This window comes from Paenarthrobacter sp. 2TAF44 (assembly GCF_052114885.1).
Taxonomy (GTDB): domain Bacteria; phylum Actinomycetota; class Actinomycetes; order Actinomycetales; family Micrococcaceae; genus Arthrobacter.
In genome coordinates this window covers 1-17,003 of record NZ_JBFRFP010000015.1, presented here as the reverse complement: position 1 = coordinate 17,003, position 17,003 = coordinate 1, and the positions used below count along the sequence as shown (strand labels likewise).

At 60.3% G+C, this 17,003-nt stretch carries 18 protein-coding genes; 9 read left to right on the top strand and 9 right to left on the bottom strand.

What is annotated here, in order from left to right; all coding sequences use genetic code 11:
* Positions 1-33 precede the first annotated feature (33 nt).
* The 5 genes from AB4Z15_RS15495 to AB4Z15_RS15475 all read left to right on the top strand — a co-directional run bounded on the left by AB4Z15_RS15495 (position 34) and on the right by AB4Z15_RS15475 (position 7,085).
* Positions 34-753 (top strand): MBL fold metallo-hydrolase, encoded by a 720-nt coding sequence (locus AB4Z15_RS15495; protein ID WP_442017986.1) that lies wholly within the window; start codon positions 34-36, stop codon positions 751-753.
* 239 nt (positions 754-992) lie between these two features.
* The gene (gene cspE, locus AB4Z15_RS15490; protein ID WP_011773907.1) at positions 993-1,196 is read left to right on the top strand and encodes a transcription antiterminator/RNA stability regulator CspE; all 204 of its coding nucleotides are present in this window, start codon (positions 993-995) and stop codon (positions 1,194-1,196) included.
* A gap of 411 nt (positions 1,197-1,607) precedes the next feature.
* On the top strand, positions 1,608-4,166 hold the full coding sequence (locus tag AB4Z15_RS15485) for a LuxR C-terminal-related transcriptional regulator (protein ID WP_442017985.1): 2,559 nt from the start codon (positions 1,608-1,610) through the stop codon (positions 4,164-4,166).
* Positions 4,167-4,249: 83 nt separating this feature from the next.
* A complete protein-coding gene (locus tag AB4Z15_RS15480; RefSeq protein WP_442017984.1) occupies positions 4,250-5,515 on the top strand; it encodes an APC family permease in 1,266 nt (421 codons plus the stop codon).
* 310 nt (positions 5,516-5,825) lie between these two features.
* Positions 5,826-7,085 carry a plasmid pRiA4b ORF-3 family protein gene (locus tag AB4Z15_RS15475; protein ID WP_442017983.1) on the top strand — a complete coding sequence of 420 codons (1,260 nt, stop codon included), beginning with the start codon at positions 5,826-5,828 and terminating at the stop codon, positions 7,083-7,085.
* A gap of 13 nt (positions 7,086-7,098) precedes the next feature.
* Here the strand turns inward: AB4Z15_RS15475 and AB4Z15_RS15470 are convergent, their stop codons facing one another.
* The 9 genes from AB4Z15_RS15470 to AB4Z15_RS15430 all read right to left on the bottom strand — a co-directional run bounded on the left by AB4Z15_RS15470 (position 7,099) and on the right by AB4Z15_RS15430 (position 13,635).
* On the bottom strand, positions 7,099-7,527 hold the full coding sequence (locus AB4Z15_RS15470) for a MarR family winged helix-turn-helix transcriptional regulator (protein ID WP_442017982.1): 429 nt from the start codon (positions 7,525-7,527) through the stop codon (positions 7,099-7,101).
* Entirely contained in the window at positions 7,527-7,943 is a 417-nt protein-coding gene (locus AB4Z15_RS15465) for a polyketide cyclase (RefSeq protein WP_442017981.1), read from the bottom strand. Before AB4Z15_RS15465 ends, AB4Z15_RS15470 begins: the two co-directional genes overlap by 1 nt.
* 76 nt (positions 7,944-8,019) lie before the next feature.
* Positions 8,020-8,655 (bottom strand): hypothetical protein, encoded by a 636-nt coding sequence (locus AB4Z15_RS15460; protein ID WP_442017980.1) that lies wholly within the window; start codon positions 8,653-8,655, stop codon positions 8,020-8,022.
* A gap of 225 nt (positions 8,656-8,880) precedes the next feature.
* On the bottom strand, positions 8,881-9,189 hold the full coding sequence (locus AB4Z15_RS15455) for a hypothetical protein (protein ID WP_442017979.1): 309 nt from the start codon (positions 9,187-9,189) through the stop codon (positions 8,881-8,883).
* A gap of 54 nt (positions 9,190-9,243) precedes the next feature.
* Positions 9,244-9,450: a hypothetical protein gene (locus tag AB4Z15_RS15450; RefSeq protein ID WP_442017978.1), complete on the bottom strand. Its 207-nt coding sequence runs from the start codon at positions 9,448-9,450 to the stop codon at positions 9,244-9,246.
* Positions 9,451-9,530: 80 nt separating this feature from the next.
* Complete coding sequence (locus AB4Z15_RS15445; protein WP_442017977.1) at positions 9,531-9,992, bottom strand: Hsp20/alpha crystallin family protein; 462 nt, start codon at positions 9,990-9,992, stop codon at positions 9,531-9,533.
* 158 nt (positions 9,993-10,150) lie between these two features.
* Positions 10,151-11,038 carry an SGNH/GDSL hydrolase family protein gene (locus tag AB4Z15_RS15440; RefSeq protein WP_442017976.1) on the bottom strand — a complete coding sequence of 296 codons (888 nt, stop codon included), beginning with the start codon at positions 11,036-11,038 and terminating at the stop codon, positions 10,151-10,153.
* A gap of 84 nt (positions 11,039-11,122) precedes the next feature.
* Positions 11,123-12,472, bottom strand: coding sequence for a UDP-glucose dehydrogenase family protein (locus AB4Z15_RS15435; protein ID WP_442017975.1), 1,350 nt, complete (start codon positions 12,470-12,472; stop codon positions 11,123-11,125).
* A complete protein-coding gene (locus AB4Z15_RS15430) occupies positions 12,469-13,635 on the bottom strand; it encodes a glycosyltransferase family 4 protein (protein WP_442017974.1) in 1,167 nt (388 codons plus the stop codon). The genes AB4Z15_RS15435 and AB4Z15_RS15430 overlap by 4 nt, the downstream gene beginning before the upstream one ends.
* Before the next feature lie 159 nt (positions 13,636-13,794).
* On the opposite strand from AB4Z15_RS15430, the gene AB4Z15_RS15425 reads away from it, so the two are divergent.
* The 4 genes from AB4Z15_RS15425 to AB4Z15_RS15410 all read left to right on the top strand — a co-directional run bounded on the left by AB4Z15_RS15425 (position 13,795) and on the right by AB4Z15_RS15410 (position 16,676).
* The gene (locus AB4Z15_RS15425; RefSeq protein WP_442017973.1) at positions 13,795-15,687 is read left to right on the top strand and encodes an FG-GAP-like repeat-containing protein; all 1,893 of its coding nucleotides are present in this window, start codon (positions 13,795-13,797) and stop codon (positions 15,685-15,687) included.
* A 44-nt stretch (positions 15,688-15,731) separates the two neighbouring features.
* The gene (locus AB4Z15_RS15420) at positions 15,732-16,136 is read left to right on the top strand and encodes a hypothetical protein (protein WP_442017972.1); all 405 of its coding nucleotides are present in this window, start codon (positions 15,732-15,734) and stop codon (positions 16,134-16,136) included.
* Positions 16,137-16,301: 165 nt separating this feature from the next.
* Positions 16,302-16,424: a hypothetical protein gene (locus AB4Z15_RS15415; RefSeq protein WP_442017971.1), complete on the top strand. Its 123-nt coding sequence runs from the start codon at positions 16,302-16,304 to the stop codon at positions 16,422-16,424.
* Positions 16,425-16,454: 30 nt separating this feature from the next.
* The gene (locus tag AB4Z15_RS15410; RefSeq protein ID WP_442017970.1) at positions 16,455-16,676 is read left to right on the top strand and encodes a hypothetical protein; all 222 of its coding nucleotides are present in this window, start codon (positions 16,455-16,457) and stop codon (positions 16,674-16,676) included.
* Positions 16,677-17,003 lie beyond the last annotated feature (327 nt).

Here is a 17,003-nt window from a genome sequence, read left to right as displayed (position 1 = left end):
CGACGGACGCGCCGACCGATGGGAGTCTGGATCATGGCCACAGATCTCAGCGCGCGCTGGCTGAAGGGTCTGTTGCTTCCGGGACACATCACGGCCTTGATGTGGGACTGGGGTGAAGAATTGAATTCTCCCGCTGCAATCCGTGTTACTGCCATTCGTGTCGCCGAGCTGCTTGCCGAAGGCGAGGCAATGCCGGTGTATGTGCATGTTATTGACCACCCCGAGGGGCGCGTGCTGGTGGATACCGGCATGACTCAGCTTCATCCGGCGGTAGCTGACATGGAGCCACGCATTTATCCACTGAACGAGCAGGACTTCGACATCAGCAGCGTCGATATAGTCGTCAACACCCACCTGCATTTTGACCATTGCGGAGGTAACCACCTCTTCGCGGGCAAGCCCATCTACGTTCAGCGTCAGGAGCTTGACGATGCCCGCAACCAGGACGACTACACCATCCCGGAATGGGTAGACCCACCAGGGATGCAGTACGTCACCGTCGACAACGAACTCGAACTTCTTCCCGGGATTCGGCTCCTTCGGACACCAGGTCACACTCGCGGCTCACAGGTTGTCGTGATTGACGGCGACGGACCGCCTACCATCATCGCCGGTGACACAGCGGTTTTCTTCGATGAACTCGATAACCCCCGCACCGAGGGTCAGCAGCTCATTCGCTCTCTGAATCCTGCAATGGTTTGGCTCTCGCACGCGGACACGCCATGGCAACCGGGAGGTTCAGTCTCGCCATGACCTCCGACGGCCCTCTTCAAAGAGGGTAATCCAGCCATCGGATTGATTAATCTGACGTCGCACTAGCTATCTGCTCAGATCTATGTAAACTTGACGGTGTTGTTGTGTTTGGCATTTGGTAGTTCAGGCAGTCCCCGTGATCCATCTGGATCGCGACCTTCTGAAGTAACGGTGGAGAACACCCCACACCGGAGACCCGAAAGTCGGGAGAATCTCCACCTTCAGTAAGGACTGAAAAAATGGCTACAGGTACCGTGAAATGGTTCAACTCCGAAAAGGGCTTCGGCTTCATCTCTCCTGAAGATGGCAGCCAGGACGTTTTCGCTCACTACTCTGCGATCAACTCCTCGGGCTACCGCTCCCTCGAAGAGAACCAGAAGGTTTCCTTCGACGTCGAGCAGGGCCCCAAGGGTCCCCAGGCAGTAAACATCCAGGCTATCTAGTCTTCGGATAAACAAAAAAGCAGGGCTGGTCGCTGACCAGCCCTGTTTTTTCTTGTCGTTGTAGTCGAATATGTATACGAGTTGCTGGAAAGTAGTTAGAACATATATCCACATAGCGAATTACACCCCTGTAACTCACCTTCGAACGTCCGTAGCGTGGTTGGTATAACTACGAAACCGAGGGCCTCCCATGGACGAACAGACTGCAAACGACTCTCTCCCACCAGCTCATTCGAAGCAGGCTCAGCACCTAGGCGAGTCGCGCGAGCACTCATTTTTGCCGGAATCGCCACCTAGGCGGGCGTTAAGCGGCCTGTGCAAGGCTGTTTTGCCACCTAGTCCCGTTTCCGAGATCTAACCTGCGAAGTGAGCCGCATGTCGGTCATCCACAGAAACAGAAGGTTGGATCGAGTGTTCGATTCTGAGGTTCAGCGCATCCTCGATTTCGTCGGCCGCGGCATAAGCGTGCGGATTATTGGAGCCCCCGGAAGCGGCAGGACCACGGTGTTGCAAAACGTAGTGGCCAGCCTGGAAAAAACCGGCATCGCTATCCACGTCATCAGCGGCCTTCGAACACATCGCTCGATTCCGTACTCAGCCATTAAGAGCCTGGGTTTGGAGCTTCGGCCCGGCCGCAGCGGAGTCATGGATATGGCAGATGCGCTCTCAAGCCAGTTATCCAAGCCTGGGAAGCACGTCCTGATAGTGGACGACATCCATCTGCTGGACATCGAATCGCTTGCGGTCCTGGAATCCGTTCGGCGCAGGTCCGATTGTCCGCTGATCGTCACGGCTCCGGACACCGGCTCGATCTCAAGAGGTCAACTGGCCGTCATGAACAGTGGCCGCGAAGCTTTGCTGCAACTGAACCCACTCCATTTTGAGCAGGTACACACTTTGGTGACGCAGGTGCTGGGGGCTGCTGCAGATGCAGACACAACAGCCAGAATCCTGACCAAGTCCGGCGGCAACCCTCGGCTCATCGTCCGCATAACGGAGACCGCGGCCTTAAGCGAGCTGCTGGTTATGCGTGGCCGGCAGTGGCAGATGACAGGTGACAGCCTCTGGAACGAGCATCTGAGAGGAACCCTCGAAGAGCTGCTGGCGGACCTGGATCCGGAAGAAGTCACTGCCCTGCACACCATGGCAATCCTTGGCACCGCCCGTGTGGACGTTCTGCAAAAGGTGGTGCAGCCCGATGTGTTGGAAGGCCTTGAACGGCGCGGATTCCTGTCAGTCATGGACGATCACCACAATGGACCGATCGCGGCGATAAGCCCGCCCGTCATCGCAGACTATTTCAGGGGCCAAAAGACGCTCAGGGACCGGCACCTCTTGCGAAACAAGATTGCTGGTGCGCTTGAGGGCGTGCCTCAAACTGCGCAGGGCAATTCAACCACTGCTGACTGCCTATCCCGGGTGCTGGGGTCCTTGCGCCTCGAGAAGGGAAACGATGACGCCGTAACCGCCCGGCATTTTCACGATCACAGTGCAGCCCGTGAACGCACGCGCTATGAACGATGGCAAGCGAACAAGTCCGCGACCAATGCTGCCGCTCTGCTCAGGGTTTACTGGGGAGCGCCGGTGAACGTTATGCGGGCAACACGAGTCTGCCAGGAGACGTCCACGCTCAACGGCGACCCCAATGACATTCTTTTTCTCGCGATCACCAAGGCTTTCCTTGCAATCTACTCAGGGCAAGGCGTGAGTACGGCATTTGACATCCTGAAAGGATTCGCCGAGCACAACCCGGAACAGGCGTCTACTGCCGAAGCCGCGATCCTCTTCATCAACGCCTCCCATGGTCGGGTCGCACCTGTGCCCGAGCCTTCTGGCGAAGCCCCGCAGCCTACCTCGCTGGGGTTGGAAGGACTCGTCCAAAGCCTGCTCGAGCTGTATCGATTTCGGCCGGGCGCGGTCCTCAGCCTGACAGAGAAGGCTGAGGACGACGACACCTTCCCGCATCTCCGTCCGTTCGTTCACGGCTTGGCGCTCTTTGCAGCAGGCAGGATCGAGGACTCCCTGGTCTTCGCACTGGATTGGCGTGCCGAGGCCCGTCGAAACCTCGATCAATTCGGCGTCGTTGCCAGTAGCTACGTGGCAGCGCTCGGACTGCTGTACCGCGGCTACTTCGAAGAAGCCGAGTACCTCATGAGCAGTGTGTTTGCCATGGGCCGTCCCGGCTTCGTCGTCGATGTCCTTTATGACGCCATGCTGAGGCTCGCCGGCCTACGGCATGCGACGACGGCCATCTCGCCAGCGTTGTCCATCGCCTCCCAAGCACGGAGTGAGGTGCCTGATGTTGGACCGTTGCCCGGTATCGGCAGGGGTGTACATGAGCTCGTTGTCGCGGAGACTACCCAGCCGTCGGTTTTTGATAGGCGGGCCGTGAAGCTCATCAAACGCCAGATGAAAAGCGGCTACATCCTGGAAGCAACAATGACGGCGCTGCTCTGCACATGCCTGTGTCCCGGCGCGCCGGTTCTGGATCTCCTGCGCAAGATTCTGCGGGACAGCGGAGTGACGGCCCACGACCAGATGCTGGCCGTTGCCACCGCCGTTGTGGAAGGCGATCACAAGCTGCTTGGTCTCCTCCTGAAACACTACGAATTGGACGCCGACAACTATCAGATTGGCATGCTCCTTCGAGGCGCCCTCAAACGTCACGTCCTGGAAGGGAACACAGCAGCGGCGGAGGCCATGGCCGAAGCATCCTCGATGTTCGCAGCCAGGTTCCCGTCAACCAACGAGCAACTCTCCTTCAACACTTTCAGGACGACGCCTCTCACGGAACGCGAAATCGAGGTGGCCGCGTTGGCAGGGCATCGCTCGAACGTTGAGATTGCTGAACATCTGGGAATCAGCGCGAGAACAGTGGAAAACCACATCTCCAACGCCCTGAGAAAAACCGGCGCAACCTCGCGTAATGGCCTGTTCATCCTCGTGGGAAATTCAATGGCAGCACGCTGACTCACGTTAGGCTGAACGTATCTTCCAGTACGAGTCTCCGGTGACACCAGTAGAGCTCAGACCTTGATGCGTGAAGGGTTCTTGTGAGTAATTCCCCGGCCTTGGCCCGCCGTCTTGGCACCTTTGATGCTTCCCTCATTGGCTTAGGCTCCATGATCGGTGCCGGGGTCTTCGCCGCCTTTACACCAGCCGCGGCAGCTGCAGGATCCGGACTGCTTATAGGTCTGGTTGTCGCGGCGTTCGTGGCCTTCTGCAATGCGACGTCCTCCGCGCAACTCGCCGCCAGATACCCCACCTCCGGCGGGACCTACGTGTACGGACGTGAGCGGCTTGGGCCCTGGTCCGGGTTTCTTGCCGGGTGGGGATTCGTGATCGGCAAGACGGCCAGCGCCGCAGCCATGGCGATGACCTTCGCAGCCTACTCAGCACCGGCAGGCTGGGAGCGTCCGGTGGCGATCGCCGCCGTCGTGATTTTGACGGCTGTGAACTATCACGGAGTGACTCGCACGGCGGGACTTACGCGGATTTTGGTGATCGCCGTACTAACCGCTCTGGCGATAGCCCTGGCGGCCGTTTGGGGTGGTTCCCGACCTGACTTCAGCAACTTTGTAGGGGAGGGGCTGCTGGCGCACGGCTGGTACGGCATATTGCAGTCGGCCGGGCTGTTGTTCTTTGCCTTCGCTGGCTACGCGAGGATCGCCACGATGGGGGAGGAGGTTCGCGAACCTCGCCGCACGATACCCCGTGCCATCAGCATCGCTCTGGGAATCACGATTGTCATTTATGCCCTGATAGCGGTCACGCTGTTGGCGGCACTGGGAGCCGACGGTGTTTCCGGGACGCCGACACCCCTCGCCGATGCCGTCACTGCTGGTGCGATGTCTTGGGCTGCACCGATTGTTCGGATCGGGGCCGCAGTTGCTTCTTTGGGTGCTCTCCTGGCGCTGATCGCAGGGCTGGGCCGGACGAGCTTGGCGATGGCCCGCGAGCACGACCTCCCGCACTGGCTGGCTGCCGTTCATCCTCGCTACAAGGTTCCCCACCGGGCCGAAACAACGCTAGCCGTGGTGATTTGCCTGATCATTGCCGTGGCTGACCTCAGGGGCGCCATCGGTTTCTCGTCGTTCGGTGTGCTGCTTTACTACTTGGTCGCAAATATTGCGGCCTTCACCCAGCCGGCCGAGGACCGCCGGTACCCGAAAGCACTTCAAGTGGCTGGAGCTGTTGCCTGCGTGGCGTTGGTAGCTACGCTGCCGCCACTGTCCGTCGGGCTGGGCGTGCTGATGTTCCTGGTGGGCATCCTGTTTCGGGTGATCCGCTTGCGCCGCAGTCCGACTAGCCGTCGATAGGCCTCCTCCGAAAGCCGGAGTGGGCACGACTCCACCTGGGGGTTATTAGGTGGAGCCGTGCCGTTGTGCCTTCTTCGCCTGGGACGAGTGGGGTACCCGCCGGACACCGGGTTTCCCGTCCCGAAGGCACAAGAGGAGACTATGGCCGGGAATGGTGGTCTAGGTGCTCGTACATTCGCTCTAGGTGCTGGTTTATGAGCAAATTCGGGCTTTCGGTGGTGCATCAATCCAAAAATGAGTGTTCGCAGAGACGAACTAGGTGGTGGGACGCGATTGTGCCCTGCTCAAACAGCACTGGCAGAATTGGCGCATGGAGTCACCCACCCAAGTTCCCGCCGTCGAGCTGCGCATTTCCATCAGCGAAACGGACCCTCTGATTTGGCGGCAGCTCGTTCTCCCGGAAAACGCCACGGTTGCCGAGCTGCATGCTGCGATTCAATGCGCATTCGATTGGAAGAACGCACATCTTTACGCCGTGGCCGGCCATGACCAGGCCGGCAAGAAACGGATCATCACCAGGGTCGCCGAAGATGACGACGCACCTGAAGGCGCGGAGGAGGCCAGCGGGGTAGAACTGCGGGAGTTGTTCGACTCAGGCAAGCCTGGAAAGTCGTCCCTTGAATACGACTACGACTTTGGTGACAACTGGACGCACGAAATCGAAGTCGTGGGGCCCACGCTAATTCAGGAATCGACAATCACGTGCACAGGCGGCGCAATGCGTGGCCCCCTCGAGGACTCCGGGGGAGTGTACGGATACGCCAATATTGTGCGAGCAGTCGGCGACACAAAACACCCAGAGCATGACGACATGGTCGGATGGCTGGAGTGGGTGACCAGCGAACGGGCTGATCGCTTCGACCCGACGGCCTTCGACTTGGAGGCTGTCAATGATGAGCTGAATCGGTTGGCGCAACGGCTCTGGCCAAGTGAGGTAACCGGTGACGAGATGGAATTTGTCCTGGGACCAGTTCTTTGGTTCTTGGAGGAGGCGCACCCCGATGGGCTGCCACTGACATCGGCTGGGTACCTCAAGCCGATAATCGTTAAGCGGGCAATGACTGAATTGGAATGGAACGAGGCCTGGCACGGAAGTAGTTCCACGGAGAATCACGTTGCCCCAGTGCGTATCGTCCGCGAACAGTTGCAGGAGTGGAAACTCCTGCGCAAGAACAAGGACAGGCTGGTTTTGACGCCAGCGGGCAGGAAACTCGTAAACAAGCCGGCAATGGTGTGGGATTACATTGCTGACCGTCTGGCATCACCGGATCATGTAGGCCTGGATGTCGTTACCCGGCTTAAACTGCACTGGGAACTCTCTGGTAGTCGCCCACCATGGAACCTGCGTGCCCAGGTAATCCAGCTGGCGCTCAACGAGCGTGGCCTTCAGCTGACGAACGGCGCCGAGATACCCATCGAGGTGGCTCGCGAATTGGAGCGGGACGTCTACCGCGCATTCCTCTGCCTTAGGCTTTGGGGCTCAGAAAAATGGGGCATTGATGAACGTGAATTGTCCGACGCCGGTCTGAAGTTCCTCCTCGACGTCCAGCGCCGTCTGGGTGACGACTAGCCAGGGGCAGCCATCAATCGCTCGGATGCGCCAGCCTTTTCAGCAGCGGTACCAGCTCACCGGCGGGCGCCCGCTTGAAGAACTCGGCGTCGGCGAGCTCTACTGCGGCGATTGCTCGTGGAGCCAACTCAGAGCCTGCTTCAGTAACGCGTAGCCGTTTGGCCCTAGTGTCCGAGGGGTCGACTTCGCGTTCGATGAGACCTTTCACCTCCAGGGTTCGAAGGACCTGAGAGGCCATCTTTACGTCGGTACCGGCTTGGCGGGCAACGGCGAGCTGATTGGGGTGCTCACCCTCTTTGTTGAGCCACCAGGTGCAGGCAAGAAGCACGAACTGCACGTGGGTGAGGCCGATCGGAGCCAATGCGGCCGCCATCTCACGCTGCCAGCGAAGGGTGGTGTGCCACAACAGGAATCCGGGGCTCTCGCCCGGGCTGAGCGGCATCAGCGCTGGGCGAGTTCGACGAGCGAAGCCATGGTGTCCGGCCAATCTGCAGTAATGGCAGGCCCGATCTCGGGGCCAACCTGATCTGCACCAGCACCGGTGATCTCCATCTTGTAGACGACCCGGACCCGACTGCCGTCGAGCCTGTCCAAGCGGTGGGCGGTTCGGATCAGCAGCTCATCGAAGCGTGCTTCGTCGACGAACAGCTCTCCGTCCACTACCTCCGCGATGCGCAACTGGATGGGTTCATCCCCGGGTGGCGTCATGAGGATCTGCGAACCCTCCGCGAAGGCGCCGTCGATCTCAACGTGTTCAATTTCGGCGTTCCAGGAACCCCAGTTCTCGACGTCGGACCAGACTCGCCAGAGCGCCTCGGGTGCCGCGGTGGTTTCAATGCTGTGCTCGTAATCCCACATGGTTGCCTCCTGAAGTAGATGGTCTACGCATAGACTATCTGCGCGTAGACCATCTTGTACAGTGGCAAATCAGGGGCTACTTCTCACAGCCGATACCGTCGTGGTCGTTGTCCAGACCATAGATGTCAGAACCAACCACGGTCACTGGGCCTCTCACGTAGGCGGGTCCGTTGCCTTTGCCGCCAGCACAGTCGACGTCGGACGCAACAGGTACGCAGGCACCGGCATAGTTCGGGTCGCAGCCACTCTGAACGAGAGGAGCGGGGGCGGGTTTGGCAGCAGCTGCAGCAGCGGCCTGATCGGCAGCAGCTTGATCTGCCGCTGCTTTTGCTGCTGCCGCTTGGTCGGCAGCGAGTTTGTCTGCGGCAGCCTTGTCAGCCGCTGCCTTGTCCGCTGCAGCTTTCGCGGCTGCGTCCGCTGCCGCCTTCTCCGCTGCGGCCTTTGCCGCAGCGTCTGCAGCGCGTTGATCAGAAAGCTTTCCTGCTGTTGCGGAGTCCAGCCAGGCGAGTTGTCCCGATTGATCAATGGTGCAGATGTACGTTTCGCCGGCCACGGATTGGGTGTTCTTCTCGGTGGTGCAAGCTTTCCCGGCTATCTTGCTCGGCGTTGGAGTAGGCGTTGGCGAAGGAGATGCTGACGTCGACTCCGTGGTGCTGCTCACCGATCCAGCAGCTCCCATGGACCCCGAACCGCAGCCGACCAGCAAGATCATCAGTGATCCGATGGCCGTGATTCCTAGTGCGCTACCGCGAAAAGAACGTGGCGATCTGCCGCCGAAAAGCGAGTGTTTTCCGGCGCGCGAAAGTGGTGTGTCCAATGTGTTGCCCCCTTAGAGTGCGCCCATGCGAAAGGCGCGTGGAGCGACAGTAACACCGGTCACACGGGCCCCAACAGGAGAAGTCTTCTATGACTTATCGCGCGGGGTGGGGGACTGCTTCTAGCCGACCTCCTCGTTGTCTTCGCGGTAATCGTCTTCCTCTTCGAAGGAGGGCGCGAGAGCCTGCTCGATATAGTCTGCTTCCGCGGCCTCTGCTTCAGAGACGCCTGCGAGTCCAGCAAACGCTGAACCGCCCGGAAGGACCTCTGCCCGCTGCTCAAGAACATCGGCCTCAGGGGCATCATCAGGTAGCGGTTTCGTGAGCTCGAACTCCTCGGAATCCTCCGGGAGGACGGGCGTTTGCTGCTCAAGGGCATCGGCCTCCGGTACTTCACGCCGCGATTCCGGCTCTTGTCCGATGTTCATCATCTTCCTCCTGCTCGCTAATAGACTCGCTGACTCGCTAATGGATCTGGACGGCTCCTAACCTGAGCCCAACAACCACGATTGGTCAGTTTGGGTTTCCTTCGGGTGCCGGCGCAGCTTCCGGATCACCAGTTCCAGTGGCAACACCACCACCCGAAGTGCCCCCGCCACCAGCAACAGAATCACAAAGAGCACTATGGCTGGCAGGCAAAACACGAACACCGTGATTGCAGTAATGAGATAACCGACGATATAAGCCGTCATCACCCCGGTGTCCACCGCGAGCTCCCGAAGATTGAATTACCAATAGAGGGTCTTGCCCGGTCTGCGCACCAGGCTACGGTCTAACGGGTTTCGGTGGGACCGGTGCTGGTTTCCGTGCCGGTCCATGAAGTTCCGCCACGGCTGACGGGTATCTTCCGTGACTGTTTCTCCGATTGCTCCGGCATGGGAATCCGCACTTCGAGGATGCCATCCGTATAGGAAGCATTGACGTCTTGTTCGGTCACCGCTGCTGGAAGTTTCACTGTCCGGGAAAAAGTGCCGTACCGGAATTCTGAGCGGTATCCCCTTTTATCCTTGTGCTCGGACTTTTCCTCATGGCGCACATGGATCTGCAGCTCATCACCGGACAAGGTGATATCGACGTCCTTTTCAGGATTGATGCCTGGAACTTCGGCTTTGACCACCATTGATCCGCCGTCCCGGTATTCCTCCACCCGGAGCCAGGAGCCGCTCTCTCCTTCAAGGAACCGACGGACAGGATCGGCGATGTCGCTGGCCGACCAACGAAGTAGATTGCTCATCGTGGTGCCTCCTGTTTGTTACCAGGCCCCGCGGACCGACCCCGGGCGGGGCCTTAATCGGATCTACACAAATAAAATACGCCGAACACACATCGTTGTTAAGACGCTCCTTGGCTCATGAGAGCTTGCAGGATAGGCCTCCGTGGAGGAGGCAAAGGCTATCCCTCCACCAGCGCTTTCGACGCCCCCGAAGCGTTTTCGCTTTCGAAGACAGGCCCTGCCGACGGCCGCTTCGCCAGGTGTTCCTCTCCGGGACCGTGTGGCCGAAGCTGCTTGAAGACCCAAGGGACAAAGTATGCCTTTGCCCACGCGAGGTCACCGGCCCTGGCTTGACGCCAGCTGCTTTCGGGCAGCGCTTTGGGCTCCAGCTGCCGAAGCGTATGCGGGACATTGAGTGTGTCCAGCACGGCGATGGCAATCGTGTGATGACCTAGCGGGGAGAAATGCAGCCGGTCAGGGTCCCACATCCTTGGGTCCTTGAGTTGCCTTAGGGCCCAGAGATCTGTGATGAGCGTGCCGTGGCGGGCAGCAATAGCGCGAACGTTCTCGTTGAAGATGGCCACTTTGCCACGGTTGCGTCCGAGCACGGGGGTGGATCCCCAGTCGGGTCCCGTGAACAAAACGATCGTCGCGCCTGTCTCAGCCAAGAGCCTCACGCCGGTCTCAAGCTTGCTGGCAAGCTTGTCCGGGTCACTGGCGTGGAACACCATATCGTTCCCGCCTGCAGACAACGTGATCAGGTCAGGCTTCAGAGTTAGTGCCTGACCGATCTGCTGGTCCAGGATCTGCTGCAACAGCAACCCGCGCACGGCGAGGTTCGCATAGGCAAAATCCGGCTGGCCGACTGCCAGTTCTTCGGCAACGCGGTCAGCCCAGCCGCGCAGCCCTCCGACGCTTCCTGGTTCCGGATCCCCAATACCTTCGGTAAAGGAATCTCCAAGCGCCACATACCTGCTCCAGGGGTGCGAGCGGTCCTTGATATTCTGCCCAGCACCCGCTTTGAGATCAACAAGGCCTTTGGGGGTAACCCGGCCACGCCACCTCATTGCCCTACCTCCTTGTAAGGAAAAAGGTTCTTACACAGTGATAACGGCAGTGCTGGTCGTGATGTTCCCGGCATGTCCAGCCGGTTAGAGGAACATTTCCTCCGCCACCACGGACGCTCCCGTCCCCAACCCGCGGACGGTCCATCCAGCACTTCGCCAGGCCTCAGCGTCCAGTACGTTCCGAGCGTCCAGCACCATCCGGCGTCGTACGAGGGAACCCGCAATCGACGGCGAGAGGGACACGTATTCGTCCCATTCGGTGAGTAGCAACACGAGTTCGGCGCCCTCAAGGGCGCGCTTGGTGGAGGCCTCGAAGCGGATCTGCGGGTAGCGGATCCAGGCGTTGTTGATGGCTTTGGGATCGGTGACGGTTACGTGTGCGCCAGCGGAGGCGAGTTGCTGGGCGACGTCCAAGGCGGGGGAGTCGCGGATGTCGTCGGTGTCCGGTTTGAACGCTGCGCCGAGGATTGTCACTGTTCTGCCGGAGAGGAAACCGCGGCACATTTCCCTTGCCACATCCACGGCACGGCTGCGCTGGTCCAGGTTGATGCTGTCCACCAACGCCATCCATCGGTCTACGGACTGTACGGAAAGCTCGCGCGATTGGGCGCGGAACGAGCGGATGTCCTTGGGCAGGCACCCACCGCCGAATCCGAGCCCGGCGTGCAGGTACCGGTTGCCGATGCGCGGGTCCAGGCCCATCGCCTCGCTGAGCTCGCCCACGTCAGCACCCGATGCATCGCACAGCTCCGCCATCGCGTTGATGAAGCTGACCTTCGTGGCCAGGAACGCGTTCGACGCCGACTTGATCAGTTCCGCCGTCGCGAAGTTGCAGACCAAACGGGGGATGCCGGCGCTGATCAGCGGCTCGTACACGGCATCCAGAACGGCGGTCACCGGTGCTCCGGCTGCGGCGCCTTTGCCGCCTGGGACGCCGTAAACCAGACGATCGGGAACCAGGGAATCCTTGACGGCTGTACCCTGGCGCAGGAACTCGGGATTCCAGCCGAGCAGGACGTCCGAGCGTCGGGCCAGGACCGCAAGCAGCGTCTCCACAGTGCCAACCGGCACCGTTGATTTACCCACGACGGCGGCACCCTTGGCCAAGTGGGGGAGGAGGCTCTTCGTTGCGCTCATCAGGTAGGAGAGATCGGCCGTGTCAGAGGTCTTGGCCTGCGGTGTGCCCACGCAAAGGAAATGGACTTTGGCATCGGCCGCCGCTGAAAAGTCAGTAGTGAACTTCAGACGGCCCATCGTGCGGCCGTCGCTGAGCAATTCGTCCAAACCGGGCTCGTGGAAGGGAGCCAGCGCCTTGTTGAGCTGCTCAACCTTGTGGGAATCGACGTCGATGCCCACCACGGTGTGGCCCATTGACGCCAGCGTTGCGGCGTGGACTGCGCCGAGGTAGCCGCAGCCGATCACGGAGATTTTCATGAGGAGGGTCCTTTGCTTGAGGTTAGTTCAGTGGGGCCGGCTTCGCTGGGTATGCCGGCGATGACTTCGTTGTAATGCCGCACCAGGTCGGCGCTGAGCACGGGCCACGTCCGTCCCTGGACCGAAGCGGTTGCTGCCGCTGCGAAGGCGCGGCGCTTGGCGTCGTCGCCCATCAGGTCCTGCACATAGTCGCGCAGTTGAGTGAGGTTCCCAGGTTCATAAAGCCAACCCGTGCGGGAGTTTTCCACGAGGTCCAAGGGCCCGCCGCGGCCGGTCGCGACCACAGAAACGCCCGATGCCATGGCTTCCTGAATGGTCTGGCAGAAGGTCTCGAACTCGCCGGGATGCACGAAAAGATCGAAGCCCGCCACAGCTTGCGCCAAGGCATCCCCGCCGAGGAAGCCGGCAAAGTGGGCGTTCGGCAGGGCCGTTTGGAGTGCTTCCCGTTGCGGACCATCACCAACAATCACGAGCTTCGTATCCGGCAGATCCGCCAGCACGGCAAGGTCTTCCACCTGTTTCTCCACCGCGAGGCGCCCGACGTAGCCGATAATCCGGTGACCGTCCGGGGCTACCGAGCTGCGCCACGCCGTCGAACGTTTCGCCGGGTTGAAGCGCGCGGTGTCCACGCCGCGGCGCCACATATCCACGCGCAGGATCCCGCGTCCGCGCAACTGGTTCAGCGCGAACGTGGACGGCACAAGGGTTCGGGTGGCCAGAAGGTGGATGTTGTCCACGCGGCTCCACGCCCAGTTCTCCAGGAACGGCACGCCATAGCGGGCGGCGTAGCTGGGAACCTCGGTTTGGTAGATCGCAACCGTCGGGATCCCGAGCTGATCGGCGGCCTGCACTGCCCGCCAGCCGAGGACGAACGGGGAGGCGAGATGAACGACGTCGGGGGCGAAATCGGCAAGGATTCGCTTGACCCGATTCACACCACCCAACGCAACCCGCACATTCGTGTAACCGGCCAGCGGCACTGAGGGAAGCCTGTGCACATACGCACCCTTCACGACGCTCGAAACATCAGTGTCCGACGTCGACGGCGCGATCACCATCACCTCATCCCCGCGCTCCTGCAGATGCTCCAGCACCCGCAGTATCGAATGGGTTACCCCATTCATCAGTGGCAGGAATGATTCGGCGACGATTGCGATCCTCACGCCTTCAACGGTGGTCGGAGCGGTTGGCCTTGTGGGTTCGAACGGGTGGCCTGTGGAGGAAGAGTTGGTTAACAGGAGGGTGTCCTGTTTTCGGGGCCGCCCGGTAGACTCCCGTTCTATGACGCGCTGCCGCGTCTCGACTTTTTGGGGGGTCTTGCCATGTTTGCTGCTGGGGATGGTTCGCGCGCGCTTGGGGGAGTAAGCGTACGACGACGGCGCCGGACGGCGGCGCGGACAGTCGCCGTCGGCTTGGGCCTGGCGCTGCTGCTGGGAACCGTCGGTTCGCCGGCGTCCCCGGCTATGGCTGACGCGGTGACGGATATCTTCTCGACAGGTGAGCAGCCGGCAAGGATTGCTGTTAACCCTGTGACGAACACGGTGTTCGTGACGTCGATCGAAGGTGTGACCCGTATTGGGGGACCAGCCGGGGCGCCTGCCGTTGACGCAGGAGACAGGGCCTTCGATGTCGCCGTGAACACGGTGACCAACAAGATCTACATCAGCACAGCAGGCGGCTATGTTTCCGTGGTGGACGGGGCCACGTATGGTCCTGCCGTACGCGTGCCAATGACAGCTGAACCGTCTGTCCTGGCGGTGAATGAAATCAGCAACAAGATCTACGTCGGCATCAGCGGCGGCGTAACCATCATCGATGGTGCAACCAACGCCACCACTACCGTTCCGCTAACGGGTGGCGCCCAGAACATTCAGGTGAACCCTTCAACAGGCAAGGCCTATGTCCTGTCCGGCGGGGCCATCAAGGTCCTTGATGCAAGCGCTCAAGTCACCGCCTCGATCAACATCGGTGCCGGCGGCATCCTGGACCTCGCGATCAACAAGGCAACCAACAAAATCTATTACACAACCCTCGGCCGATACGGGGCCGGCGTCAGTGTCATCGACGGAGCAACGGACACTGTCACGGGAAAGTTCAGCAGCACCAGCAAGCTGGGACAGTTGGCGGTGAACAAAGCCACCAACAGGATCTATGTCGCTGTTGACAGCTCTTCCCTTGACGGGGCTGTCAAAGTCCTCGACACCGCCACCCTTTCTGAAATAGCCCAAGTACCCACCTCTTCGTACGTCAGGGACATTGCGGTCAACGAGACAAGCAACAAGATTTACGTTCCCACCTCCGGCCGGGGAACCACGATCATCGACGGGCAGGACAACAGCAGTTCCGCTGTTTATACGGGGCAGGAGCCGTTTGCCGCTGCGGTGAACCCCTCCACAAACAAGGCTTACGTGGTCAACATCGAAAGCGATTCCGTAGCCGTGATCGATGGGTCCGTATCGGTACCCGCCAAGAACGACTTCAACGGCGACGGGCGTGCAGATGTTCTGGCTCGTGACGGCGCTGGTGTTCTGTGGTTGTACCCGGGCAACGGCTCGGGTGGCTGGATGCCTCGCACCCAGGTGGGCCAAGGCTGGAACGTCATGACGGCGATGGTGGCTCCCGGCGACTTCAATGGGGACGGCAAAGCTGATGTTATGGCCCGCGATGGCGGCGGCGTGCTGTGGCTCTACCCGGGCAACGGCTCAGGTGGATGGCAGCCGCGTGTTCAAATCGGCAGCGGTTGGGAAGGCATGAGTGCGATCGAGGGGATCGACTTCCGGGGTGACGGGTTCGCCGACGTGGTGGCCCGCGACCGTGGTGGCGCATTGTGGGTTTATCACGGCGATGGCAACGGCGGCTGGTTGCCCCGCACCTGGGTAGGCTCCGGCTGGTCCGACATGTCCGAGATCACGGGCGTAGGCGACTTCAACGGTGACGGCCTGTCCGATATTGCTGCCCGCGACGGTGCCGGTGCGCTCTGGCTCTACCCGCCCAACGGATACGGCAGCTGGCTCCCGCGACAGACCATCGGGCAAGGTTGGAACGTCATGAACTCCCTGGTTGGACCCGGTGACTTCGACGGCGACGGGCGTGCGGATATCCTCGCCCGGAATGCCGCTGGCGAGCTGTGGCTTTACTCCGGCAACGGGGGAACGGCGTGGCCTTCGGCTTCCCGTGTTGGCACGGGCTGGAACGGGATGACTGCGATTCTTTAGAAGTCGCTGCGGATGTAGTGCAGATACAGGACAGAAGTGATGAGATGAGCGCTTTCGTGGACAAATTTCGTGATGTCGCAGGCCAGCGGGGACTTAGAAAAGACTGGTCCCCGGCCGGGTATATTGATGCGTGGAGATCCTTTGTGCTGGACTGCGAGGAAGGCTATCAATGGAGTATCTACGAGTACGAGAATGAACTCGGGGTCAGAGATGTGATCGAGAAAGTTCTCACTGCTCCAGAACTCTCTGTCTATCCTGAACTGCCCATCTTCGCGGAGGGCGTTGCTGAGATTGACGATCGTTTCGCTTCACTGCTTCGTCTAGGACCGTCCGTCCTACAAGACTCGGCCCCGTGGTGGCATAGGAGCTTGCCAGGTTACGCCGGCCCGGACCTGGTTGCGGACGCTAAGTCGATATATTCTGTACAGCTTCGACTAGTTGACCACTAGAAATTGCTAAGCAAATATGTTGGCGGCTTGATCTTACGGACCGAAGCGATGCCGTTCCTCGTGCTGTGAGGTGCGGGCGCAGTGACGCTTTGAACACGGCGCCCTTGGACGGGTGAGGGTGAGCCGAGATTATCCGACCTCACCTGTACCTCGCAGGAACAGTTGATGCTTACTGCTGCAAAACGTGGCGTTATCCTTATTGGCCAGTCATATGGAACCACTGTTCCGGACGCTGATCTTGCCAAGCTTGAGTCCATGCGGGACCAAGCCACAGCCCTCATCAAATAGCCAAACGCTGTACGCACGGAAAGAACAATAATGAAAAAGTCTCTATCTGTACTCCTTTTTGCGGCCGGAATTGCCGTTGCTGCGGTGCCCGCAGCTTGGGTAGCCTTCCTGGTCCTCGGGAAGGAAAGCCCCAGTCCGGTGGTACTGGCCGTAACCGGCCTTATAGGCGCTGGCGGAGGCGCCTTCATAGGTGCCCGGTTCTGGGACGACCGGCAGGTGCTGCGAGAACGCGCGGACCAAGAAAAAGAATAGGCCACCGAGCTAAGCGCTTGCACGCGGGACACCACACGATCTAAATAGTGCCGCGAAGCGAGCGCCTCCACCGTGTCGATTCGCCGCGTTTCGCAGATGTCCGGTGAGGGGTCCCTCACAGTGCCAACGAATCCATCTTTCACGTCCCTCCCGTTTCCTCACATAAGGCATGTACGTATGCGCTCGTCAAGTTTTTGAGACAGTTTCGTTGGTGTTAGGCGGCCAGGGGTTCCTGGGCGCGGTTGTAGTGGTTTGCGTGGGCGGCGGCCGGTGGGATGCCGCCGGCCCTGCGGTTGGGACGGCGGCGGTTGTACCAGCCTTCGATGT

Coding starts and splice junctions, on each gene's coding strand:
- AB4Z15_RS15495 (WP_442017986.1), top strand. CDS start 34: ATGGCCACAGATCTCAGCGCGCGCTGGCTGAAGGGTCTGTTGCTTCCG.
- cspE (WP_011773907.1), top strand. CDS start 993: ATGGCTACAGGTACCGTGAAATGGTTCAACTCCGAAAAGGGCTTCGGC.
- AB4Z15_RS15475 (WP_442017983.1), top strand. CDS start 5,826: ATGGAGTCACCCACCCAAGTTCCCGCCGTCGAGCTGCGCATTTCCATC.
- AB4Z15_RS15470 (WP_442017982.1), bottom strand. CDS start 7,527: ATGCCGCTCAGCCCGGGCGAGAGCCCCGGATTCCTGTTGTGGCACACC.
- AB4Z15_RS15465 (WP_442017981.1), bottom strand. CDS start 7,943: ATGTGGGATTACGAGCACAGCATTGAAACCACCGCGGCACCCGAGGCG.
- AB4Z15_RS15460 (WP_442017980.1), bottom strand. CDS start 8,655: ATGATCTTGCTGGTCGGCTGCGGTTCGGGGTCCATGGGAGCTGCTGGA.
- AB4Z15_RS15455 (WP_442017979.1), bottom strand. CDS start 9,189: ATGATGAACATCGGACAAGAGCCGGAATCGCGGCGTGAAGTACCGGAG.
- AB4Z15_RS15450 (WP_442017978.1), bottom strand. CDS start 9,450: ATGACGGCTTATATCGTCGGTTATCTCATTACTGCAATCACGGTGTTC.
- AB4Z15_RS15445 (WP_442017977.1), bottom strand. CDS start 9,992: ATGAGCAATCTACTTCGTTGGTCGGCCAGCGACATCGCCGATCCTGTC.
- AB4Z15_RS15440 (WP_442017976.1), bottom strand. CDS start 11,038: ATGAGGTGGCGTGGCCGGGTTACCCCCAAAGGCCTTGTTGATCTCAAA.
- AB4Z15_RS15435 (WP_442017975.1), bottom strand. CDS start 12,472: ATGAAAATCTCCGTGATCGGCTGCGGCTACCTCGGCGCAGTCCACGCC.
- AB4Z15_RS15425 (WP_442017973.1), top strand. CDS start 13,795: ATGTTTGCTGCTGGGGATGGTTCGCGCGCGCTTGGGGGAGTAAGCGTA.
- AB4Z15_RS15420 (WP_442017972.1), top strand. CDS start 15,732: ATGAGCGCTTTCGTGGACAAATTTCGTGATGTCGCAGGCCAGCGGGGA.
- AB4Z15_RS15415 (WP_442017971.1), top strand. CDS start 16,302: ATGCTTACTGCTGCAAAACGTGGCGTTATCCTTATTGGCCAGTCATAT.
- AB4Z15_RS15410 (WP_442017970.1), top strand. CDS start 16,455: ATGAAAAAGTCTCTATCTGTACTCCTTTTTGCGGCCGGAATTGCCGTT.